This window comes from Streptacidiphilus carbonis (genome assembly GCF_000787775.1).
GTDB classification, from domain to species: Bacteria; Actinomycetota; Actinomycetes; order Streptomycetales; family Streptomycetaceae; genus Streptacidiphilus; species Streptacidiphilus carbonis.
Map to the genome: position 1 here is coordinate 22525 of NZ_BBPM01000029.1, position 23062 is coordinate 45586.

The window sequence follows — 23062 nt, forward strand, 5'->3', positions numbered from 1 at the left end:
CCCCTACCAGCGCATCGGCGGGGGCGCGGCGGTCAGCCGCTCGATGGTGCGGGTGAGGGCGCCGCGCAGCACCCGGCCGCGCCGGGCGGGGACGGACGGTTCGCCGGCGGCGGCGCTGACGAGGTGTTGGACGACGTCGAAGTCCAGTGCGCCGTCGTCGTCGGGGACGATCAGCGACTCATGGGCCAGGCCGCGCAGCTCGCCGCCGGCCGTGGCCGGCACGGCCTCCAGGGCCAGCACCGTGGCACCGCTGCGCCTGGCTCCGTGGACCCGTTCCAGCAGGCCGCCGTCGGACGCGCCAGGTGCCACCAGCAGCACCGTCTCGCCGCGTCCGGCCTGCTCCAGTCGCCGCAGCGGGACGGAGAGGTGCGGCGGCGCCCCGGGCGGAACGGTCCGGCGCAGCAGGGTCGGTGAGAGCTCGGGCAGTCCGCTCCAGGCGGCCTCGTCGTCCAGGTGCGCGGCCAGGTGCCAGGGCTCCTCCGCGTCGGTGCCGACCAGCAGCAGTCCGCCGGGCGCGGCTGCGGGACGGGTGACCGCCCCGCGCAGCGCGCCGGCGAACCCCTGGGTCCGCTCCAGCCAGCCCGAACCGGCAAGCAGTTCCCGCAGCACTGTGACCCTGGCCGCATCCATGTCCCTCATGCTGCCGCAGTCGGCGCCGCTGATGGGAGGATTCGGGAATGACTGCACCTCAAGAGACCACAACCGCCGCCCCGGCCGCGCGCAGCCCGTACGACCTGCCGGACGTCTCCGGCCTGGTGGTCGGCGTCCTCGGCGGCACCGGGCCGCAGGGCCGCGGCCTGGCCTACCGGCTCGCCAAGGCCGGCCAGCAGGTGGTGATCGGCTCCCGCAGCGCCGAGCGCGCCCAGGAGAAGGCCGACGAGCTCGGCCATGGCGTGCGTGGGGCGGACAACGCGACCACGGCGGCGGAGAGCGACATCGTCATCGTCGCGGTGCCGTGGGAGGGCCACGCTGAGCTGCTGGCCTCGCTCCGCAGCGAGCTGGCCGGGAAGATCGTCGTCGACTGCGTCAACCCGCTGGGCTTCGACAAGCAGGGCGCCTACGCGCTCAAGCCCGAGGAGGGCAGTGCCGCCCAGCAGGCCGCGGCGCTGCTGCCGGACTCGCGGGTGACCGCCGCCTTCCACCACCTCTCGGCGGTGCTGCTGCTGGACCAGGCGGTGGACGAGGTCGAGATCGACGTGCTGGTGCTGGGCGAGGAGCGGGCCGCGACCGACGCCGTCCAGGCGCTGGCCAACCGGGTGCCGGGGATGCGCGGCGTGTTCGCCGGACGGCTGCGCAACGCGCACCAGGTGGAGTCGCTGGTCGCGAACCTGATCTCGGTGAACCGCCGCTACAAGGCCCACGCGGGGCTGCGGGTCACCGACATCTGAGCCTGCCGGGAGCCCTCAGGGAGAGCTCGGGGAGCCCGCTGGAGCCCCCTGGGCAAGGAGCGGGCCGGACGGTCGGACACAATGGTTCCCGTCCGGCCCTTCCCGTCGTCCCGCTCCCCGGAGTCCCCGATGCCCCGCTTCGCCCTGCTTGCCTTCGTCCTCGCCGCCCTGGCACTGGTCGCCGCCGTGGTCTCGGTGCTGGCGGGCTTCTGGATCGGCCTGGTCTGGGTGCTGCTGGCCGGCATCTCCAGCAACGTCGGCTGGGTGCAGCTGCGGCGCGCCCGGAGCTGAGCCGCTCCGATCGCGCGCCGGGGGCTCAGCTCCCGAAGACGTTGCCGAGGTGGAAGTTGAAGAAGTGGAAGGCGCTGGAGCCCACCGAGGCGAACAGCGCGCTCTGGCCGAACCAGCCCAGCACCCGGTAGATCACGTCGTTGAAGAACCAGTTGTTGACGGTCGGGTTCCACAGCAGCAGGAAGACGATCATCATCCCGTACGGGGCCAGGTTCGCGAAAGCCCGCCGGTTCTCGTAGGAGAGCCAGGGCTCGACTATCCCGTAGCCGTCCAGTCCCGGCATCGGCACCAGGTTGAGGATGCCGGCCATCAGCTGCAGCAGTGCCAGGTACCCGAGGGCCGAGAAGAACGCCGGATGGGCGGTGTCCAGGCCGACCTGGCTCAACGGGATCAGCAGCAGCAGTGCCAGCACCAGGTTGACGGCCGGACCGGCGGCCGAGATCAGGCTGTGCTTCCACTTGCCCCGGATCCGTCCGCGCTCGATGAACACCGCACCGCCGGGCAGCGCGATACCGCCGAGGATGATGAAGATCAGCGGCATCACGAAGCTGTAGATCGGGTGGGTGTACTTCAGCGGGTTCAGGGTGAGGTAGCCCTTGGTGCCCACCGAGATGTCACCACCGTGCAGCGCGGTCCTGGCGTGGGCGTACTCGTGCAGGCAGAGTGAGATCAGCCAGCCGGCCACCACGAAGAGGAACACGCCGACCCTGGCGTTGCCCCATCCGCTCCACAGGGCCCAGCCGGAGGCGACCAGGACGGCTACCAGTACCCAGAAGATCACGCTGATCTTCCGGTCGGCAGTGGGTGAGCGGCGGGTGTCGTTGAACGTCATGAGTGCAGGGCTCCGAAGCGCGGGGGAGTGCCGATCATGCCGTCTCGCCGCCCCCGGCGACAAGCGACACCTGAGTGTCAACCTCTGGAACGACCGTGTTCGGTGGTGCGTTCCGACCGACGGGGTCCGTGCAGGGGAGTGAGAGGATCCGCACCGGCGCGCCACGAGGTCGGGGCAGAGCCCCGCGGCCCCTGGGGTGCTGCAACTGAGCTTCTGACAGCACGTCGCACCTGCATCAGGGGCGCGGGGAACCGCGCGACCGACCATCCATCCGCCGCAGTCGAAACCGGCAGCAACCCCCGTCAGTGGAAGGTGTGCTCCGCGGCCGGGAAGCTGCCGCCGATCACGTCCGCCGAGAACGCCCGTGCCGCGTCGCCGAGCGTCGCCCGCAGGTCCGCGTACTGCTTGACGAACTTCGGGACCCGCCCCCCGGTCATCCCGGCCATGTCCGTCCAGACCAGGACCTGGGCGTCGCAGCCGACGCCCGCGCCGATGCCGACGGTGGGAATGTGGACGGACGAGGTCACCTGGGTGGCGAGCTCGGCCGGGACGGCCTCCAGGACGACGGCGAAGGCGCCTGCGGCCTGCGCGGTCTTGGCGTCGCGGAGCAGCTGGTGGGCCGCCTCGTCGCCGCGGCCCTGGACCGGGTAGCCGCCGAAGGCGTGCACCGACTGCGGGGTGAGCCCGAGGTGCGCCATCACCGGGACCCCGGCCTGCACCAGCAGCTCCGTCGCCGCGGCGGACCGCTCGCCGCCCTCCAGCTTGACCGCGCCGACCCCGGCCTCCTTCATCAGCCGCACGGCGTTCCGCAGCGCCTGCGCCGGGGACTCCTGGTACGCGCCGAACGGCAGGTCCGCGACGATCATGGCGCGCTTGGTGCCGCGCACCACTGCCGCGGACATCATCACCATCTCGTCCATGGTGACCGGCACGGTGTTCTCGTAGCCGAGGTGGCAGTTGCCCGCCGAGTCCCCGACCAGCAGCACCGGGATGCCCGCTTCGTCGAAGACGGCGGCGGTGGGGGCGTCGTAGGCGGTCAGCATCGGCCAGCGCTCGCCGCGCTGCTTCGCGGCGGCGAGGTCGCGGACGGTGACCCGGCGGGAGGTGACACCGCCGTAGAGGGACTGCTGCGGCTTGTCGGCGGCGGCCTTCTCGGCGGCGGCGTCGGACTTCTGGGCAGGCGGGAGCGAACCGTGCTGCATGGCTGTTCTCCTGTTGGTCGTCTCGTGGCGCCGCGGAGGGCGTCCCCGGATTCCCCTCCATGCTGACACGTCGTCGCCTCCCCGCAAAGAGCGGGGGCATTGCCGAATCTTTACGATACGAGACGGACCCGTATCGTAAATAGCGGTAACGTGTCCCTATGGCCACCACATCCCAGACGTCCGCCGTCGCCGGACGCCGGATCCCCGAGGCGGTGCACCGCCGCAGGTGGGGGATCCTGACCGTACTGATCTTCAGCCTGCTGGTCGTCGTCCTCGACAACTCGATCCTCAATGTGGCGATGAAGACCATCGCCAGCCCGGCTCCCACCGGTCTCGGCGCCACCCAGAGCCAGCTGGAATGGGCGATCAACTCCTACACCCTGGTCTTCGCGGGGCTGCTGTTCACCGCGGGCATGCTGGGCGACCGGCTCGGACGCAAGAAGACCCTGCTGTTCGGCATGGTGGTGTTCGGCGCCGGGTCGCTGCTCTGCTCGATGGCCGCCTCGCCCGCCGAACTCATCGGCTACCGCGCCGCGATGGGCTTCGGCGGCGCCTTCGTGATGCCGGCCACCCTCGCCATCATCATGAACGTCTTCGAACGCGAGGAGCAGCCCAAGGCCATCGGCATCTGGTCCGGCGCGGTCGGCCTGGCCATCGCCATCGGGCCGATCGCGGGCGGGCTGCTGCTGGCGCACTTCTGGTGGGGCTCGGTCTTCCTGGTCAACGTCCCGATCGTGGTGCTGGCGCTGATCGGGATGGTCTGGCTGGTCCCGGACTCCCGCGACCCCAACCCCGGCCGGCCGGACCCGCTGGGCGTGCTGCTCTCGGTCGTCGGCCTGGTGGCGCTGGTCTACGGGATCATCAAGGGCGGCCAGGTCGCCGACTTCACCGTCGCCCAGTCCTGGCTGCCGATCCTGGTCGGCATCCTGGTGCTGGCCGGCTTCGTGCTGCACCAGCTGCGCAGCCGCACGCCGATGCTGGACATGGGCTGGTTCCGCAACCGGCACTTCTCCGCCGCCGTGGTCGCGGTCGGGCTGACCTTCTTCGCGCTGATGGGCGTGACCTTCTTCGGCGTCTTCTACCTGCAGAGCGTCCGCGGCTACTCGCCGCTGCAGGCCGGCCTGCTACTGCTCCCGCTCGCCGCCGCGCAGCTGCTGGTCTCGCCCCGGGCCCGCTTCGTGGTCGACCGCTTCGGCGTGCGGGCCACCTGCGCCACCGGGATGCTGCTGATCGCCGCCACCTTCGCCGGCTTCCTGCTGCTGGGACGGGACACCGGGATCTGGGTGCTGGAGGTGCTCTCCTTCTTCCAGGGCACCGGCATGGCGCTGGTGATGCCGCCGGCCACGGTCACCATCATGGGCACCCTGCCCCGGGAGAAGGCCGGCTCCGGATCGGCCGTCAACAACACCTTCCGCCAGGTCGGCGGATCGCTCGGGGTCGCGGTGCTGGGCGCGCTGCTGTCCACCAGCTACCGCAGCGGCATCCAGGACAAGCTGAGCGCCCTGCCCGCGCAGTACCGCACCCCGGCGGGGGAGTCCATCGAGGGCACCCTGGGGGTGGTGGACCGGATCGGCCCGCGCGCCGCCGCCCTGGTCGACCCGGCCAAGGACGCCTTCATCCACGCCATGCACATCACCGCGGTGACCGCGGGGTCGGTGGCGGCGATCGGCGCCCTGATCGCCTTCTCCTTCCTGCCCGGCCGGCCGCCGGCCGAGGCCCAGCAGGGGGAGGCGGCCGGGGAGGCCGCCGGGGGCGCGGATCCGGCCGGGGAGCCGAGCAGGGCAGGATAGGCCCGTGACCAGCACCAGCGACGACAGGACCGGCGCGGCCCGGGCGGCGGCACCCCCCGTGCCGTCCCCCGCCGCGTCGCCGCAGGCGGGGCCGCCGCCGCTCGCCCCGCGCCGTGGCCGGCCCCGAAGCGAGGCGGCCGAGCAGGCGATCGTGGCGGCGGTGCTGCGGCTGATCGAGCAGGGCTATCCGCTCCCGCTGCTGTCCGTCGAGGGGATCGCCGCAGAGGCGGGCGTCGGCAAGGCCACCATCTACCGGCGCTGGCCCAACAAGGAGGAACTGCTGCTGGACGTGCTGCAGCGGGTCGACGAGCCCGAGCCGCCGCGGCACGACGGCAGCGTGCGGGACGCGCTGGTCGCAGCCCTGGAGTATCTGCGGCAGGCGGCGCTGGCCCGGCGCGCGCACTCCTCGCTGGCGATCCTGTCGACCGAGCTGCGCTCCATGCCCGAGCTCTACCGCCGCTACCACGAGCAGGTGATCGAGCCGCGCCGGGCCCGGACCCGGGCCCTGCTGGCCCGCGGCGTGGCGAACGGCGAGATCCGCGGCGACGTCGACCTCGACCTGCTCGGCGAGCTGGTCATCGGCCCGATGCTGGCCAGGACGGTGCTGCGGCCGGACTCCCGGCTGGACGACCCGCAGCTCTGCGCGACCATCGTGGACACGGTGCTCCAGGGCATCGCGCCGCCGACGGCAGCCTCGGCCGCACCGTCCGGGACCGCAGCCGGGACCCAAGCCGGGGACGCGCCCGGGAACACGTCGGGGAGCGCGTCCGGGGCCGGGGCGGAGTAGCGTCCGGATCGCCGCATTTGCCATAGAACGGAACCTTTGCCGTTCCGGTGCGCGTCATGGGACTCATAAGGGTCCGGCCCACCGCACCCTGGGGTTGGCGGCCGGGCACGCGAACGGCGTTGGGGTTCATACATGGCACAAACAGACACCGCACAGCCGCGCACCGCTGCGAAGTGGTCGCGGGTCCCCGGCACCGGCGGCTGGGGGCGGGACGGCAGGGGCCGCAGCGCCTGGCACCGCGGCTGGGTGCTCGCGGTGCTGGCCGGGCTGCTTGCGCTGCTGCTGCTGTTCCACGCCGAGCTCCCCAACCAGGTCGGAAACCTGGGCAGCCTGGTGGAGACCTTCCTGCCCTGGGCCGGCCTGGCCGTCCCGGTGCTGCTGGTGCTGGCCGTGGTCCGGCGCTCGGCGACGGCGCTGGTGGTGCTGCTGGTACCGGTGCTGGTCTGGGCCAACCTGTTCGGCGCGCTGCTCACCGGCAAGGGCGGCGGCGGCTACGACTTCACCGTGGTCCAGCACAACGTCAACGCCACCAACTCCGACATCCCCGGCACGGTGGCCACGCTGGAGGCGGCGAAGCCGGACGTGATCGCTTTGGAGGAGCTGTCCACCGACCAGGTCGGCACCTTTCGGCAGGACCTGGCCGCGGCCTACCCGTACCACGTGATCGAGGGCACGGTCGGGCTGTGGTCCAAGTACCCGCTGTCCGACAGCAAGCCGGTGGACATCCAGATCGGCTGGACCCGGGCGCTGCGCACCACGGTCGCCTCGCCGCACGGCGACGTGGCCGTCTATGTCGCCCATATGCCGTCCGTTCGGGTGAAGTTCGACGGCGGATTCACCGCGAACCAGCGGGACAACAGCGCCGAGGCACTGGGGCAGGCGCTGGCCGCCGAGAAGCTCTCCAAGGTGGTGCTGCTCGGCGACCTCAACGGGACCATGAACGACCGCAGCCTGGCCCCGATCACCTCGCAGATGCGTTCGGCTCAGGGCTCGGCCGGTTCCGGCTTCGGGTTCAGCTGGCCGGCCGCGTTCCCGATGGCCAGGATCGACCAGATTATGACCAGGGGGGTCACTCCCACCGACGCCTGGACCCTCCCGCAGACCGGCAGCGACCACCTCCCCGTCGCCGCCCACATCGAACTCTGAGGTTCCGGGGCCCCGTCAGGACGGTTCGCGCCAGCGGTTGGTGATGGGCTGGCGGCGGTCCCTGCCGAAGTTCTTGGACGAGATCTTCGTCCCCGGCGGGTACTGCCGCCGCTTGTACTCGGCGGTGTCCACCAGACGGATCACCCGGTCCACCACCGCGGCGTCGAACCCCTCGGCGAGGATCTCGGCGCGGCCCCGGTCCCGCTCGACGTAGGCGGTGAGCACCGCGTCCAGCAGGTCGTAGTCGGGCAGCGAGTCGGTGTCCACCTGGTCCGGGCGCAGCTCGGCGCTGGGCGGCTTGCTGATCGTGTTCTCCGGGATCGGCGGGGTCTCGCCGCGCTCGGCCGCGGCCTCGTTGCGCCACCTGGCCAGCCGGAAGACCAGCGACTTGTAGACGTCCTTGACCGGCCCGTAGCCGCCGACCGAGTCGCCGTAGAGGGTGGAGTAGCCGACGGCCAGCTCGCTCTTGTTGCCCGGGGCCAGCACCAGGTGGTTCTCCTGGTTGGAGAGGGCCATCAGCAGGGTGCCGCGCAGCCGCGACTGCAGGTTCTCCTCGGCCAGGCCGGTCAGTCCCAGCGCGTCCATGTAGGCGTTGAACATCGGTTCGATGGAGACGGTGCGGAAGTGCAGCCCGGTGCGGCGGGCCAGTTCGGCGGCGTCGTCGCGGGAGTGCTGGGAGGAGTACGCGCTGGGCATCGACACGCAGTGGACGTTGTCCGCGCCGACGGCGTCCACCGCGAGCGCGGCCACCAGTGCCGAGTCGATGCCGCCGGACAGGCCGATCAGCACCGCCGTGAAGCCGTTCTTCTGGACGTAGGCGCGCAGCCCGACCACCAGCGCGCCGTAGACCTCCTCCAGCTCGCCGAGGCGGGGGGCCTGACCTGCCGTCACCGGTTCGGCGGGGGCGGGCAGGACGTCCTCGGAGAGCACCGTCCGGACCACCTCCAGACCGTCGGCGACGAAGCGGCTGCTGTTCGCCTCGGCCTCGCGGCCGGTCGCGGCCGTGGCCTGCGGCAGGTCCAGGTCCAGCAGCAGGCAGCCCTCCTCGAACTGCGGCGCCCTGGCCAGCACCTCGCCCGAGGCGTCGACCACCAGCGAGTCGCCGTCGAACACCAGCTCGTCCTGGCCGCCCACCTGGTTGACGTAGGCCAGGGTGCAGCCCGCCTCGGCGGCCCGGCGCCGCACCAGCTCCAGTCGGAGGTCGTCCTTGTCGGCCTCGTACGGTGAGGCGTTGACCACCAGCAGCAGTCCGGCCCCCGCCTGCCGGGCGGCCTGGACCCGGCCGCCGTCCTGCCAGATGTCCTCGCAGACGGCCAGGGCGACGTCCACGCCGTGGACCCGGAAGACCGGCAGGGTGTCGCCGGGGACGAAGTAGCGGAACTCGTCGAACACCCCGTAGTTCGGCAGATGGTGCTTGGCCAGCCGGGTGACCACCCGGCCGCGGTGCAGCAGGGCGGCGCAGTTCTGCGGCGAGCCCACCGGCAGCCCGAGCCGCTGCGAGGGGGTGGTGGACCGGCCGAGGTAGCCGACCACCACGGCGGTGTCGCCGAGGCCCTCGGCCGCCAGCCGCTCGGCCAGGGCCACCAGTGCGGCGCGCGAGGCGGCCACGAAGGAGGGGCGCAGCGCCAGGTCCTCCACCGGGTAGCCGGTGAGCGCCATCTCGGGGAAGGCGACCAGGTGGGCGCCCTGCTCGGCGGCGTGCCGGGTCCAGTGGACCACCAGCTCGCTGTTGCCGGCGATGTCGCCGACGGTGGTGTCGATCTGGTTCAGCGCGAGGCGGAGAGAAGGCACCCGTTCACTCTAATCGTCTATTCGTCTAATCGACGCTATGTCCCTCGGGTGGGGGCCGGACGGGTCGTCAGGAGGCGGTTTCGGCCTCCAGTCCGTGCGGGGACACCCTATCTGGGGTGAGATATAGGTGTATTGACGATTTGTCCGAAGTAAAGGTACGTTCGCCCGCCCCGCGGCCCGCAGAGGGAGACCGTCCACGTGGATCAGCACTGGGATCAGCACAGGGATCAGCACACCAGCCCCGCCGAAGCCCCGTCAGCGGACCCGGCAGTCGACTCGTCCGCCGACCCGTCCACCGGGGGCGTCGCCGCTCTCGGCAGCTCGGCCGTACGGCGACCGCCCCGCGTGGACAGCGAGCTGAGGGAGCGTCCGGCCAGGGGCGTGCTCCCCGGCTGGGTCGCCCTCACCGCCCTGCTCGCCGCCGGGACCGTCGCCGTCCTGGTCCAGGCCGGGCGGCAGGCGCTGCCCGGCCGCATCCCCGGCGCGGGCCGCCTCAACGAGGTGCTGACCGGTACGCCGCTGAGCCGCCCGGAGGCGGGCGGCCTGCTGCTCGGCTGCGCGCTGCTGGCGGGTGTCGCCGTCTTCGGGCTGATGGCCAACCCGGTCGGCGGCGCCAGGGTTCTCACCCGCTGGGGAGGCTACCGGGGCACCGTCCGCCGGACCGGGTTGATCTGGGTGAACCCGCTGCTCAAGCGGCGCACGGTGGACGTACGGGTGCGGCACTGGCGCAGCGAGCCGATCGCCGCGACCGACCGCGAGGGCTCCCCGCTGCGGGCCGAACTGCTGCTGGTCTGGTCGGTGCGGGACACCGCCCGCGCCGGGCTCGCGGTCCCGGACCACCAGGCCTACCTGTCCGCCGCCGCCGAGGCCGCGCTGTGCCGGGTCGCGGCGACGCTGCCGTGCGACAGCTTCGCCAGCCCCGGCCCCAGCCTGCGCGACGGGCAGTGGCTGGGCGGCGAACTCACCCGGCTGCTGGCGGTCGAGGCCGCCCCGGTCGGCATCACGGTCTTCTCGGCCCAGGCGCTGACCCTCGACTACACCGAGGAGTTCGCCACGGCGATGCGCCGCCGCCGGCTGGCCGAGCTGGACGCGGGCACCCGCGAGGTGATCGTCGGCGACGCACTGGAGACCGCCGCCCTGACCGTCTCCCAGCTGGAGCACAGCCAGGGCCTGGCCCTGCCCCAGGAGGCCCGCACCGCCCTCCTCCGCGACCTGGTCGCCTCCTTCCTCGCACCCCCGCCCCCAGCCGCACCTTCGACCGACCTCGCGGCCTCCACCGTCGTCACCCCCCGCACTGCCGCCTCCGTCAACGGAGCCACCCCCACCGGCGGCTGACCCCCCGTCGTCACCCGTCCGGCTTACTCCCCTCCGCCCTTGTGAACGGAGCCACCGAATGACCACCGGAACGACCACCGGGTTCATAGAACTCGACGCCACCACTCTCGCCCCCGGCGTCTGCCGCTGCTCCCGCTGCACCGCCCCCGCCGCCCCGCCCGCATCGGCAGCCCCCGTGCTGCCCTCGCGCTACCGCCCGAGGCTCCGCCTCGCCGCGACCGGCGCCCTGGTCGCCGTCGGCGGCGCGGTCGGCGGCACCGCGCTCAGCCTGACCGCCGCGTCGTCGGCCGACGCCCTGCCGGCCCCGTCCCGTCCCGGCTGGGACGGCCACCGCTACTGGTTCCAGCGCAACGGCGAGTGGCGCTGGACCAGCCACTACGACATCTACCTGAGCGCCACCTCCGGCTCAGGCAGCGCCTCGCGCGGCACCACCGGACCCGCCACCACCACGAAGCCCGGCTCCGGCGGGATCCACCAGGGCTGGGACGGCCACCGCTACTGGTTCCGGCACAACGGCGAATGGCGCTGGACCAGCCACTACGACATCTACCTGCACTACATCTCCGGCACCGGCAACCCGGTCCCGCCCAAGCCGCCGGCCCGGCCCAAGCCCCCCGCCGGTGCCGCCTCGCTCGCCGCCGCCATCGCCTTCGCCCAGGCGCAACTCGGCAAGCCGTACGTCTGGGGCGGCAACGGCCCGAACGGCTACGACTGCTCCGGCCTGATCCAGCAGGCCTTCCTCCGGGTCGGCCTCAGGCTGCCCAGGTTGGCCGTGGACCAGTACCGGGCCACCCGCCCGATCGCCGCTACCGACCTCCGCGCCGGCGACCTGCTGTTCTGGTCCTCCAGCAGCCGGGTGAGCGGGATCCACCACGTCGCCCTCTACCTGGGCAGCGGCCGCTACATCGAGGCCCCGCGCCCCGGCAAGGACGTCAGGATCTCCATCCTGTCCACCGGCTACTACCCGACGTTCTTCGGCCGGGTCACCCGCTGAGGACCGCCCGGTCCCCCACGACCTGCTCCGTGCGCGGAGTTATTCCTGGCGCTGAATCTGCAATGATGCGACAAGCGGACGAGTCAGCGCGCGGAGCGCTGCCCCCAGGTGGCCGCCTTCACGTAACGTAATCGTAAAGAGCAGAGGTGAGACTGTCGCCATGGGCAAGCAGCAGGAGTTCGTTCTCCGCACACTCGAAGAGCGCGACATCCGGTTCGTCCGGCTGTGGTTCACCGACGTCCTGGGCTTCCTGAAGTCCGTGGCCGTCGCCCCCGCCGAGCTGGACCAGGCCTTCGAGGAGGGCATCGGGTTCGACGGCTCGGCGATCGAGGGCTTCGCCCGGGTCTACGAGTCCGACATGCTCGCCAAGCCGGACCCGGGGACCTTCCAGATACTGCCGTGGCGCTCCGAGGCGCCCGGCACGGCCAGGATGTTCTGCGACATCCTGATGCCGGACGGCTCCCCGTCCTACGCCGACCCGCGCTACGTGCTGAAGCGCACCCTGGAGAAGGCCGCCGCGCAGGGCTTCACCTTCTACACCCACCCGGAGATCGAGTTCTTCCTGCTGAAGGACCTCCCCGGCGACGGCTCGGTGCCCACCCCGGCGGACCACTCCGGCTACTTCGACCACACCCCGCGCGGCGTCGGCCACGACTTCCGCCGCCAGGCGATCACCATGCTGGAGTCGATGGGCATCTCGGTGGAGTTCAGCCACCACGAGGGCGCACCGGGCCAGCAGGAGATCGACCTGCGCTACGCCGACGCGCTGTCCACCGCCGACAACATCATGACCTTCCGCTCGGTCATGAAGGAGGTCGCACTGGAGCAGGGCGTGCACGCCAGCTTCATGCCCAAGCCCTTCTCGCAGTACCCGGGTTCGGGCATGCACACCCACCTCTCGCTGTTCGAGGGCGACCGCAACGCCTTCCACGAGGCCGGGGCCGAGTTCCAGCTCTCCAAGGTGGGCCGCTCCTTCATCGCCGGGCTGCTGAGGCACTCCGCCGAGTCGGCCGCGATCACCAACCAGTGGGTCAACTCCTACAAGCGGATCTGGGGCGGCTCCCAGCGGGCCGCCGGCGCCGGCGGCGAGGCCCCGTCCTACATCTGCTGGGGCCACAACAACCGCTCCGCCCTGGTCCGGGTGCCGATGTACAAGCCCAGCAAGCAGGGCTCGACCCGGGTCGAGATCCGCTCGCTGGACACCGGCTGCAACCCCTACCTGGCCTACTCGGTGATCCTCGCGGCCGGCCTCAAGGGCATCCAGGAGGGCTACGAGCTCCCCCCGGGCGCCGACGACGACGTCTGGGCACTCAGCAGCATGGAGCGCCGCGCGATGGGCATCGAGCCCCTCCCGCAGAACCTCGGCGAGGCCATCGACCTCATGCAGCGCAGCGAGCTCGTCCGCGAAACCCTCGGCGAACACGTCTTCGACTTCTTCCTGCGCAACAAGCGCCAGGAGTGGGAGGAGTACCGCCAGGAGGTCACCGCCTTCGAACTCCGCAAGAACCTCCCGGTGCTCTGACCGGCGGGAAGCGTCAGCTCGAAGCATAGGAACGGCCGGTGGCCGGCGGATCGAATCCCGCCGGCCACCGGCCGTTCTGCGTCTCCCGGGGCCGTCCGGGTCCCCGGCTCCCGCAACCCTGACCGCTTCGTCCAGAACACCGCCGCCGCCGATGGCAGCTTCGGTCCGTCCGGTGCCAGACCTACCTCACGAGGACGCATCCTGGGCTGCCGCCCCCCGCCGTCATGACCTGCCGGATATGCTCGACTTTATGACTGATGTCGAGGACTATCGCCAGCTCAAGCGGCTGCGCGACCGGCTTCACGAGGACCTCGCGCGCTGGTCGGAGATCAGTGGGGGGCGCCTGCTCACGATGATGGCCCCCAATCCCATGCACGGATACACGGCGAAGAGGATCGTGCGGCAGCTCGACGCCCAGCTTCCGCCAGGGCTCGAGGCGTTCGAGAACACTGACACCGAGGAGGAGGCGCTCGGCAAACTGCGCATGCCCGATGTGTTCGTCGTCCCGAGTGAGTCCATGCTCCAGACCGACGCCATAGATCCGCACGAGGTGAGCCTGGTTGTAGAGGTCGTTTCCAGGTCGAACCCGGACAACGACTACATCGAGAAGAGCATCGACTATCCGGCCATGGGTATCCCGCACTATCTGATCGTGGATCCTCGTAACGGGACTTGCCTGCACCAGTTCGAAATCGGCACCGAGAACGGCCGTCCTGCCTATCTGGGACGCATCCCGTACAAGTACGGCGACACCATCCCTGTTGGTGACCTGCAGATCGATACGACCGGTTTGCCTTTGTACGACGATGGTCGGCAGTAGACCCCTTCTGCGGAGGGATGGACGCCGCCTCCGGTGCGAGGATCGTGGCATGAAGTACATGGTGCTGATGTACGCCGATCCCGCGGCGACCGCGGCGATGACCGCGGAGGAACGGGCCGACGTGTTCCAGCGGCACGAGGCGCTGCACTCGGACCTGGCCGGTACGGGCGAGATGCTGAACGGGGCCGGGCTGGCCTTCCCGGCGGACACCACGACCCTCCGCCGGCACCGCGCCGGCCCCGTCACCGCTGAAGACGGCCCGTTCGCCGAGGCTCCCGAGCAGCTCACCGCCTACTACGTGATCGACTGCGCGACCCCCGAACGCGCCCGCGAAATCGCCGAGCGCGTCCTCGACTTCCACGTCGTGGCGGTCGAGGTCCGCCCGATTCACGACGACTTCGGCATGACCGGCAGCTGAGATCGGAGCCCCGGACGCGCGAGGCGCCTTCAGACGGCGGCGAGGCGGGTGGTGGCGAGGTTGAGGCGCATGCCGGAGGGGATGCGGCCGGTGGGGTCGAGAAGGGCGGGGGCGGCGGCGAGGAAGTCGGTGCGGAGGCGGGCGGTCTGGTCCTCGTCCAGGGCTGTCATGTCGTAGAAGGCGTCGGTGAGCGAGATCCAGACGCGTTCGGGGGTGCCGCCCATGTCGATGGTGACGGTCTGCCAGCTGACGGGTTCGAAGCCGGCCGGGGTCAGGAGTTCGTCCAGCCCCTCGCGGGTGCGGCTGCGGCGGTCGCCGAGCCGCGGCATGGAGCGCTCGGGCGGGACGGCCTTGAAGTAGGGGCGGGCGAGCTCCAGGAACAGGCTCATCGCCTCGCCCGGTACCGACCCGCCACCGACGGCGACGGCGAACCGGCCGCCGGGGGCGAGCACCCGGGCGGTCTCGGCGACCACCTGCTCCACCTCGTGCATCAGCATCAGCGCCATGTGGGAGACCACCGCGTCGAACGAGCCGTCAGGAAAGGGGAGCTCCTGGGCCCGTCCCTGGCGCAGGTCCGCCCGGGCGAGTGCGGGTCGCCGACGTGCGAACTCCAGCTCGCCGTCGGCGAGGTCGATCCCGGCCAGTTCCTCGGCCCCCGCCGCCGCCAGCACCTCCAGCAGCGCGCCGTCGGCGCACCCCAGGTCCAGCACCCGCCGCGCCCCGGCGACCTCGGCGGCCAGCACCTGGTAGCCGGTGCGACCGTCGCCCAGCGGTGCGGCCTCCATGTTCACTGACTGCCGACCAGGAGTGCGGTTGTGGAAGTCCCGCAGGAACGCCTCGGCGGCGTCGGCGGAATCGGGACGGGAGGAGGACGGGGTAGCGGTCATCCGGGGACCTTAACAAGCGGGGCGAGTGCCCGGCATCCGGGTTCTACGGGTCCGCCCTGGACGCGGGCACGGCGTCGTCCGACCATGGGAAGGTCACCGGGTGCGGTTGGAGGGGCTGATATGACGGGAGTGTCGCCGGCGGCGGAGCCGCGGCTGCTGACGTGGCAGGTCGTCGAGACGGCGGGGTTCGAGTCGGCCTGGCTCTCGCTCGACGGGGCCTCGGTGCAGGCCCGGGGGCGGGCGACCGGGCAGCTGCCCGAACCGTACTGGCTCTCCTACCGGCTGACGACCGACGCGACCGGCGTCACCACCAGCCTTGAGGTGGAGGCGGAAACCCGGGCCGCCGTCCGCCGGCTCGACCTGCGCCGGGGTGATGACGGCTGGACCGTCCAGGGTGAGCCGCGCCCCGATCTCGCCGCCGCCCTGGACTGCGACCTCGGCTGCTGTCCGGTGACGAACACGATGCCGATCCTCCGGTACCGGCTGCACGAGCAGCCCGGCAGCCGGAACCTGACGATGGCCTTCGTCGAGGTGCCGACCCTGCGGGTGATCGCGGTGCCGCAGACCTACCAGCTGCTCGAGGTGATCCCGGGCGGCGGCGCGCGCGTCCGGTATGCGTCGGGAACGTTCTCCAGCGACCTCCTGGTCGACCAGGACGGCCTGGTCGTCGACTACCCGACGATGGCCCGGCGCGTGACGGTTGAAAGCTCCCTGTCCGGCCCCGAACGCGCGGACGGCCCCGGCACGGCACGCCCCGGCGTGGGCTGATCCGTCCACCGGGGCCGGGTCGGTTGGGGGCGGCTTTTCGCGTGACTGGGGTGGGCGTTGTGGCGGTGCCACTAACGGACCATCAGATCCGGCGGGGGGTGGTTCGTCGTGTTCGGATGAGGTGTTCCGCCAGTTCGAACCGAGAGGACCCGATGCACCGCAGGACCGCAGTGACGACCCCCCGCTCGCGCAAGCTGATCCGTGCCACCGTCGCCCTGACGGTGGCGGGCGCGGCAGCCGCCTCCCAGCTGGTCTTCGCCTCTGGATCGGGCGCACTCGCCCCGGCCCGCCCCGGCCCGCACTCCGCGCAGCGCGCCGTCGGCGACACCGGGCAGCACCCGATTCCCATGAGCACCCGCTACCAGGCGGACATGAACGGATCCATCACCAGTATCGCCAACACTCTGATGACCTGTGACGAGACCAAGCCCCCGGTGACCAAGGGCGTGGCCTCCTGCCTGAACGCGCGCAAGGGCGTCGGCCAGGGCATCTACAACAACAACTACAACATGCGGTACGTCAACCAGTACCCGGGGAAGTTCAAGCTGCCCGCTTCCGAGGGCGGGGGCTACGAGACCCTGTACTCCTCCAGCGGCGCGAAGCTGAAGCTGTCGGCCGGCTCCGACATCAAGTACGCCCGGCTGTACTGGGGCGGCACCCGCGGCATCGGCAACAAGATCCTTCCGCTGACCCAGGTCGACGGGGTGCTCTTCAAGGGTGCCAAGGACAAGACGTACCACGAGGTCAACACGGACGACAAGGACCTCGGCTACATGACCGGCATCGGCGAGGGCGACGCCATGGAGCACGGCTACCAGGCGTCCGCCGATGTCACCGACATCGTCAGGAAGAACGGCAACGGCAACTACATCGTGGCCGACATGGACTCGGTGCTGCGGCCGCACAGCTGGGGCGGCTGGACCCTGGTCGTGGCGTACGAGAACTGCAACCTGCCCTACCGTCACATCACCCTCGACGACGGCTTCCAGATCGAACTGCCGAAATCGGCGCCGATCCATGTGGGCGTCTCCGACCTGAAGACCCCGGTGTCCGGTCCGATCAAGTCGGTGCTCGGGTACGTCGCCTACGACGGCGACCGCACCTACACCGGTGACACCGTGAGCGTGAAGTCCACCAACGGTCCGCTGACCCAGCTCAGCCTTCCGCAGAAACCGGCGAACGACTTCATGAACTCGACCATCATCGACACTGCCGGCACCGCTGCAGGACCGCGCACGCCCAGCTACGTCAACCAGATGGGCTACGACTCCAACCGCCTCGACCTCTCGTCGCTCATGCGGAACGGGGACACCGGCCTGGACTTCACCTTCGACACCAAGCTCGACGGCTACCAGGTCGGCGTGATCTATTCCTACACCGACCTGCAGTAGCCGGACACGGAGGGGCCGGCTGCGGACCGGGGCCCCGGGAGACCGGGACCGGGTCCGTCCGGACCCTCGCCGGGAGGCTTCCGGCTCCCACGGAGCGCGGCCTCCAGCGGGCGTTCGACCCAGCGGTGCAGTGCGCCCGCGAGGGCCAGACTCAGGGCGGCGACGAGCAACCAGCCCGTCGCCGCCTCCGCCGTGCTCTGCGGACGTCCGAACAGCAGCAGCGCCAGCCGCAGGCAGGTCTGGTGCACCAGGTACCAGGCGAACGACCAGTGGCCCAGCCGGCGCATCCACGGCCGGGCCAGCAGACCGTTCGCCCGCCCACCCGCAGCCCGCCCGCCCACACGGCTTCGCCCGCTCGCACGGCTTCGCCCGCCGTCCGTATCGCGTGCCGCGGCCGCCAGCACCAGCGCAGCGAACAGCGGCGCCACCAGCAACTGCGAGCCGCTGTACGGTCCGTACCAGCGGCTCTCGGGCACGGCCCCCGACCAGGGCACCAGCGCCAGATGCCACAGCACCAGCGCGCCCACCGCCGCGCCCACCGGGACCGGCAGCCGCCACCCGCGCCGGAACGCCACCCCGGCGGCGACGCCCAGCAGGAACTGCGGGGTGCGGGTGAGCGGGAGGTAGTCCAGCAGCCAGTCCCGCAACGCGGGGGAGTCGACGTACGCCCCGGCGAACCACAGGGCGACGCCGCAGCCGCAGGCCGTTGCGGCGAGCAGCGCCGGAGCGCGGTCGCCGCGCCGCAGCAGGGTGCGCAGCAGCACCGGCAGCAGCAGGTAGAACCAGGCCTCGGCGCTGAGCGACCAGGCCGCCGGGTTCCCCCCGTACACCGTCGACGGCGCCCAGGCCTGCAGCAGCGGCACCGACCACAGCACCGCCCGCCACGGCAGCACGGCGCCCGTGCCGGCGCCGGCGGTCACGGCGAGGGCGAACCCGGTGGCCAGGACGTGCAGCGGCCAGACCCGGGCGAAGCGCCGCCGGTAGAACACCTGTGCCGGGACGGCAGCGGCCGCCCCCGCGTAGGACCAGGCCAGGACGAAGCCGGACAGCACGAAGAAGAAGGTCACCCCGTCCCGTCCGTACCAGACCAGCGAACTGACGACCGGTAGCCGGTGGTACTGCCTGCTGAGGTGGTACGTCACCACCAGCAGTGCGGCCCAGAAGCGCAGCCCGGTCAGCGAGGGCAGCCGGTCACGGTCCATACGCGGTACAACGCCGCCCGCGACGAGGAGTCACATCGTCCAGTAGGGGAAGAACGGTTTCGTTGCACGTACGCTCGGATCTTGTCAGGTGTTCGAACGCAGCAGTCGTGCAGCAGGCACGCAGCAGACGTACAGGGGAGGGGCAGCGTCTTGGAGCAGGCAGGTGTCGGGTTGAACGGCCCCACGGCCGGCGGTGAGGGCTCTGCACTTCCGGCGTCCCCCGAGCCGCTGGTCTCCGCGGAGCCCGCGGAGCCCGCGGCGTCCCCGGAATCCCCGGAGCCCGGGGCGACCCGGGGCGCGCGGAGGGTGAACCCGGCCGCGCGTCTGGTCCGGCGCGGCTTCACCGACCCCGAGTCCGCCGTCAGGCGCCTCGCGGAGCCGGACCTCGCCGCGCACGCCGGCGACAGCGTGCTGCTCGACGCCCTGGCCGCCACCGCCGATCCCGACCTGGCGCTGCAGAGCCTGGCCAGGATCGCCGAGGCCTGCACCCCGGCCGAGCGGCGGACCCTGCTGGACACCGTCACCGCGGCCAAGCCGCTGCGGGACCGCCTGCTCGGCGTCCTCGGCGCCAGCGCCGCCCTCGGCGACCACCTGGCCCGGCACCCTGAGGACTGGCACGCCCTGGTCACCTTTGAACTCCACGACATCCACCCGGGTCCGGAGGAGTTCCTGCGCACCCTCTACCACCACATCTGGGACGCCCACCCCGACCTCCCCCGAGCCGACGCGCTCCGCACCGGCTACCGCCGCTGTCTGCTGGGCATCGCCGCCCGGGACCTGACCGGGACCACCCAGATCAGCCAGACCGCCGCCGAACTGGCCGACCTCGCCGGGGCCACCCTGCAGGCGGCCCTGGACATCGCCGCCGAGGAGGACCCGGACGCCGCCGCGGCCTGCCGGCTCGCGGTCGTCGCCATGGGCAAGTGCGGCGGCCATGAGCTCAACTACGTCTCCGACGTGGACGTGATCTTCGTCGGCGAACCGCGCGAGCCCCGCCCGGAGGGGGAGCACGACGACGGCACCGCCGTCCGGGCCGCCACCCGGCTGGCCGCGCGGATGATGCGGATCTGCTCGGAGACCACCCGCGAGGGCGTGATCTGGCCGGTCGACGCCAACCTCCGTCCCGAGGGCAAGAACGGGCCGCTGGTGCGCACCCTCGCCAGCCACCTCGCCTACTACCAGCGCTGGGCCAAGACCTGGGAGTTCCAGGCCCTGCTCAAGGCCCGTCCGGTGGCCGGCGACGCCGAGCTGGGCCGCGCCTACCTGGACGCGGTCACCCCGATGGTCTGGCAGGCCGCCGAACGCGAGAACTTCGTCCCGGACGTGCAGCAGATGCGCCGCCGGGTGGTCGACGCCATCCCCGCCGCTGAGGTCGAGCGCGAACTCAAGCTGGGCCCCGGTGGGCTGCGTGACGTGGAATTCTCGGTCCAGCTGCTGCAACTGGTGCACGGCCGGACCGATGTGACGCTGCGCAGCGCCACCACCCTGGACGCGCTCGCCGCGCTCTCGGCAGGCGGCTACGTGGGCCGCGCCGACGCCGCCGCGCTGGACTCGGCGTACCGCTTCCTGCGGGCGATGGAGCACCGGATCCAGCTCTACCAGCTGCGCCGCACCCATCTGGTGCCGACCGGCGAGGACGACCTGCGGCGGCTCGGCCGGTCGCTGGGGATGCGGGCCGACCCGGTCCAGGAGCTGCGCCAGGAGTGGCGGCGGCACGCCCGCGAGGTGCGCAGGCTGCACGAGAAGCTGTTCTACCGTCCGCTGCTGGACTCGGTGGCCCGTCTCGACGCCGTGGAGGCCGGTCTGACGAGGGCCCTGGAAGGCCAGGAGGCCGCCGAGGCCGCCGCGGGCAGCGGCGCCGCGCTCAGCGTGGCGTCCGCGCAGGCCCGGCTGGCCGCCCTCGGCTACCGCGAGCCGGCCGACTCGCTGCGCCACCTCCGCGCCCTGGCCGGCGGGGTCAGCCGGCGGGCCGCGCTGCAGCGCACCCTGCTGCCGGTGATGCTCGGCTGGTTCGCCGACTCCGCCGATCCGGACGCCGGGCTGCTGAACTTCCGCAAGGTCTCCGACAGCCTGGGCTCCACCCCCTGGTACCTGCGGCTGCTGCGGGACGAGGGAGCGGCGGCCGAGAGCCTGGCCCGGATCCTGTCCTCCGGACGGCTCGCCCCCGACCTGCTGCTGCGGGCACCGGAGGCGGTCGCCCTGCTCGGCGACCGGGACGGACTGCTGCCGCGCGACCGGCAGGCGCTGGAGCGTGAGATCGACTCCGCCGCGGGCCGTGCGGCCGACGCGCCCGCCGCCGTGGCCGCCGCCCGGTCGGTGCGTCGCCGGGAGCTCTTCCGTACCGCGGCCGCCGATGTGCTGGGCCGTTTGGGTGACAGTCCGGCCGAGGCGGTCGAGGTGTCCGGCACCGCCCTCACCGCGATCACCACCGCCACCATCACCGGCGCCCTGCGCGCCTGCGCCGAGGCCCTGGAGGCCCGGACCGGCGAGCCGCTGCCGACCAGGATCGCGGTCATCGGCATGGGCCGGTACGGCGGCGGTGAGCTGGGCTACGGCAGCGACGCCGACGTCATGGTGGTGCACGACCCGGTCCCCGGCGCCGACGAGAGCAAGGCGGCCAACGCGGCCCGTCAGGTGTTCGAGGAGGTCCGCAGGCTGCTGCAGCTGCCCTCGACCGAGCCGCCGCTGCTGATCGACGCGGATCTGCGCCCCGAGGGCCGGCAGGGGCCGCTGGTGCGCACCCTGGCCTCCTACGCCGCCTACTACCGGCGCTGGTCGCGGACCTGGGAGAGCCAGGCGCTGCTGCGGGCCGCCCCGATAGCGGGCGACCCGGACCTCGGCGCCGCCTTCGTCGAGCTGGTCGACCCGTTGCGCTACCCGGCCGCCGGGGTCAGCGACACCGAGCTGCGGGAGATCCGGCGGATCAAGGCCCGGGTGGAGACGGAGCGGCTGCCGCGCGGCGCCGACCCGACCACCCACACCAAGCTGGGCCCGGGCGGCCTGGCCGACGTCGAGTGGACCGTGCAGCTGCTGCAGCTGCAGCACGGGCACCGGGTGCCGGGGCTGCGTACGACCAGGACCAGGCAGGCGCTGGCGGCGGCGGTGGAGGCCGGGCTGATGGCGCCGGACCGGGCGAGCGCGCTGGACGCGGCCTGGGTGCAGGCGACGCTGGTCCGCAACGCGGTGATGCTGGTGCGCGGCCGGGCCGGGGACAGCTTCCCGGGCGACTCGCACGAGCTGGCGGGCGTGGCCCGCTACCTCGGGTACGGGGAGGGGCACGCCGGGGTGATGGTGGACGACTATCGGCGTCGGGCCCGGCAGGCCCGGATGGTGGTGGAGGAGCTGTTCTACTCGGGCTGAGGGGGGCCTGAGGGCCGGCGCCTGAGGGTTGCGGACGGGGTGGGCCGACCGCTCTCAGCGGTTGGCGGCGACCGGCGCCCGTTCGGTGTCCTGGTCCGTTTCGGCGTCGCCGTCGGAGTGGGTGCCGGTGCGGCCGTCGGTGCGGGCGTCGGTGCGGGCGTCACCCGCCGTGGCCGCCACGGCCACGGCGGCGGTGTCCTCGTCGCCCTCGCCCTTCGCCGGCGCGGTGCCGGTCAGCGTGGTCGGCTCGGCGTTGCTGCGTGGGAAGGCGAACACCCAGCGCCGGTACACCAGCCGCGAGCTCACCAGCCCTATGCCGGTGCAGGTGGCCCCGGCCACCGCGTCCATGAAGAAGTGGTTGGCGCTGGCCACGATGACAAGCAGGGTGGCCAGCGGGTACAGCAGCGCGACCACGCGCACCCAGCGCCTGCGCGCCAGGAAGGCGAGGGTCAGCCCGCACCAGAGCGACCAGCCGATGTGCATGGACGGCATCGCGGCGAACTGGTTGGACACCGTGGCCATGTCGCCGGAGGCCATCGAGCCCCAGGTGTGGTGCTTGGCGACGGTGTCGACGAACCCGCCGCCGTCCATCAGCCGGGGCGGTGCCAGCGGGTAGAAGTAGTACCCGAACAGGGCGATCGCGGTGGTCACGAACAGGGCGAACCGCGCTGCCGCGTAACGTCCCGGCTGGGTGCGGAACAGCCACACCAGCACGCCGATGGTCATGATGAAGTGCAGCGTGGCGTAGTAGTAGTTCATCCCGGTGATCAGCCAGCCCACCGAGTCGAAGGCATGGTTGATCGACTTCTCCCAGGCGAAGCCCAGCGTCTGCTCCAGGTGCCAGACGTCGTGGGCGTTGCGCTCGGCCCGGTTCTGCATCTCCGGAACGGCGTTGCGCACCAGTGAGTAGACCCAGTAGCTGATGCCGATCAGCAGCAGTTCGAACCAGAGTCTGGGGTGGCCGGGGGAGCGGAAGTGACCGCGCAGCGGATGCCAGCCCCACTGCCAGGCACGCTTCGCGCGGCTCTCTGCTCCGGCAGTGTCCGTGGTTCCGTCGGGGGCGACGGAACCGGACGGACGCACCGCTGTGGCGGCGCGTGCGCCGCCCTGCTGGTCCCGCTCAGGTTCCCCCATGGGG

At 72.0% G+C, this 23062-nt stretch carries 20 protein-coding genes; 13 read left to right on the forward strand and 7 right to left on the reverse strand.

Going from position 1 to position 23062, the window contains the following annotated elements:
• Positions 1–3: 3 nt before the first annotated feature.
• Positions 4–630 carry a hypothetical protein gene (locus TR46_RS22205; RefSeq protein ID WP_042404071.1) on the reverse strand — a complete coding sequence of 209 codons (627 nt, stop codon included), beginning with the start codon at positions 628–630 and terminating at the stop codon, positions 4–6.
• A 47-nt stretch (positions 631–677) separates the two neighbouring features.
• Here TR46_RS22205 and npdG point away from each other — a divergent pair, with 47 nt between their 5' ends.
• Positions 678–1388 (forward strand): NADPH-dependent F420 reductase, encoded by a 711-nt coding sequence (gene npdG, locus TR46_RS22210; RefSeq protein ID WP_042404073.1) that lies wholly within the window; start codon positions 678–680, stop codon positions 1386–1388.
• A 129-nt stretch (positions 1389–1517) separates the two neighbouring features.
• Positions 1518–1679 (forward strand): hypothetical protein, encoded by a 162-nt coding sequence (locus TR46_RS43195; RefSeq protein ID WP_169790662.1) that lies wholly within the window; start codon positions 1518–1520, stop codon positions 1677–1679.
• Positions 1680–1704: 25 nt separating this feature from the next.
• Here TR46_RS43195 and TR46_RS22215 read toward each other — a convergent pair whose 3' ends face one another.
• Both TR46_RS22215 and panB read right to left on the reverse strand, forming a co-directional pair.
• Positions 1705–2511 carry a site-2 protease family protein gene (locus tag TR46_RS22215; protein WP_042404075.1) on the reverse strand — a complete coding sequence of 269 codons (807 nt, stop codon included), beginning with the start codon at positions 2509–2511 and terminating at the stop codon, positions 1705–1707.
• Positions 2512–2813: 302 nt separating this feature from the next.
• Positions 2814–3713: a 3-methyl-2-oxobutanoate hydroxymethyltransferase gene (panB, locus tag TR46_RS22220; RefSeq protein WP_042404079.1), complete on the reverse strand. Its 900-nt coding sequence runs from the start codon at positions 3711–3713 to the stop codon at positions 2814–2816.
• A 158-nt stretch (positions 3714–3871) separates the two neighbouring features.
• On the opposite strand from panB, the gene TR46_RS22225 reads away from it, so the two are divergent.
• The 3 genes from TR46_RS22225 (at position 3872) to TR46_RS22235 (ending at position 7436) form a co-directional block, all read left to right on the forward strand.
• Positions 3872–5503 (forward strand): DHA2 family efflux MFS transporter permease subunit, encoded by a 1632-nt coding sequence (locus TR46_RS22225; RefSeq protein ID WP_042404080.1) that lies wholly within the window; start codon positions 3872–3874, stop codon positions 5501–5503.
• Between the two features lie 4 nt (positions 5504–5507).
• A complete protein-coding gene (locus tag TR46_RS22230; RefSeq protein WP_063770655.1) occupies positions 5508–6290 on the forward strand; it encodes a TetR/AcrR family transcriptional regulator in 783 nt (260 codons plus the stop codon).
• A 132-nt stretch (positions 6291–6422) separates the two neighbouring features.
• On the forward strand, positions 6423–7436 hold the full coding sequence (locus tag TR46_RS22235; RefSeq protein ID WP_042404083.1) for an endonuclease/exonuclease/phosphatase family protein: 1014 nt from the start codon (positions 6423–6425) through the stop codon (positions 7434–7436).
• 15 nt (positions 7437–7451) lie between these two features.
• Here the strand turns inward: TR46_RS22235 and TR46_RS22240 are convergent, their stop codons facing one another.
• The gene (locus tag TR46_RS22240) at positions 7452–9227 is read right to left on the reverse strand and encodes an NAD+ synthase (RefSeq protein ID WP_042404085.1); all 1776 of its coding nucleotides are present in this window, start codon (positions 9225–9227) and stop codon (positions 7452–7454) included.
• 198 nt (positions 9228–9425) lie between these two features.
• Here TR46_RS22240 and TR46_RS22245 point away from each other — a divergent pair, with 198 nt between their 5' ends.
• The 5 genes from TR46_RS22245 (at position 9426) to TR46_RS22265 (ending at position 14316) form a co-directional block, all read left to right on the forward strand.
• Positions 9426–10562, forward strand: coding sequence for an SPFH domain-containing protein (locus tag TR46_RS22245; RefSeq protein ID WP_052433001.1), 1137 nt, complete (start codon positions 9426–9428; stop codon positions 10560–10562).
• Positions 10563–10620: 58 nt separating this feature from the next.
• Complete coding sequence (locus TR46_RS38175) at positions 10621–11556, forward strand: C40 family peptidase (RefSeq protein WP_052433002.1); 936 nt, start codon at positions 10621–10623, stop codon at positions 11554–11556.
• 160 nt (positions 11557–11716) lie between these two features.
• Positions 11717–13078, forward strand: coding sequence for a gamma-glutamylpolyamine synthetase GlnA2 (gene glnA2 / locus TR46_RS22255; RefSeq protein WP_042404088.1), 1362 nt, complete (start codon positions 11717–11719; stop codon positions 13076–13078).
• A 250-nt stretch (positions 13079–13328) separates the two neighbouring features.
• The gene (locus TR46_RS22260) at positions 13329–13898 is read left to right on the forward strand and encodes a Uma2 family endonuclease (RefSeq protein ID WP_042404211.1); all 570 of its coding nucleotides are present in this window, start codon (positions 13329–13331) and stop codon (positions 13896–13898) included.
• Between the two features lie 49 nt (positions 13899–13947).
• Positions 13948–14316: a YciI family protein gene (locus tag TR46_RS22265; protein WP_042404090.1), complete on the forward strand. Its 369-nt coding sequence runs from the start codon at positions 13948–13950 to the stop codon at positions 14314–14316.
• A 29-nt stretch (positions 14317–14345) separates the two neighbouring features.
• On the opposite strand, the gene TR46_RS22270 is transcribed toward TR46_RS22265, so the two are convergent.
• Positions 14346–15203 carry a class I SAM-dependent methyltransferase gene (locus TR46_RS22270; protein WP_042404093.1) on the reverse strand — a complete coding sequence of 286 codons (858 nt, stop codon included), beginning with the start codon at positions 15201–15203 and terminating at the stop codon, positions 14346–14348.
• 120 nt (positions 15204–15323) lie between these two features.
• Between TR46_RS22270 and TR46_RS22275 the strand changes: the two genes are divergently transcribed.
• The gene (locus TR46_RS22275) at positions 15324–15971 is read left to right on the forward strand and encodes a putative glycolipid-binding domain-containing protein (protein WP_042404099.1); all 648 of its coding nucleotides are present in this window, start codon (positions 15324–15326) and stop codon (positions 15969–15971) included.
• A 170-nt stretch (positions 15972–16141) separates the two neighbouring features.
• Positions 16142–17362, forward strand: coding sequence for a hypothetical protein (locus TR46_RS22280; protein ID WP_152626608.1), 1221 nt, complete (start codon positions 16142–16144; stop codon positions 17360–17362).
• Here TR46_RS22280 and TR46_RS22285 read toward each other — a convergent pair.
• The gene (locus tag TR46_RS22285; RefSeq protein ID WP_063770656.1) at positions 17344–18564 is read right to left on the reverse strand and encodes an acyltransferase family protein; all 1221 of its coding nucleotides are present in this window, start codon (positions 18562–18564) and stop codon (positions 17344–17346) included. The genes TR46_RS22280 and TR46_RS22285 overlap by 19 nt on opposite strands.
• 306 nt (positions 18565–18870) lie before the next feature.
• Between TR46_RS22285 and TR46_RS38180 the strand changes: the two genes are divergently transcribed.
• Positions 18871–21924, forward strand: coding sequence for a bifunctional [glutamine synthetase] adenylyltransferase/[glutamine synthetase]-adenylyl-L-tyrosine phosphorylase (locus tag TR46_RS38180; RefSeq protein WP_052433003.1), 3054 nt, complete (start codon positions 18871–18873; stop codon positions 21922–21924).
• A 54-nt stretch (positions 21925–21978) separates the two neighbouring features.
• Here the strand turns inward: TR46_RS38180 and TR46_RS39730 are convergent, their stop codons facing one another.
• The gene (locus tag TR46_RS39730) at positions 21979–23058 is read right to left on the reverse strand and encodes a phosphatase PAP2 family protein (protein ID WP_084718828.1); all 1080 of its coding nucleotides are present in this window, start codon (positions 23056–23058) and stop codon (positions 21979–21981) included.
• Positions 23059–23062 lie beyond the last annotated feature (4 nt).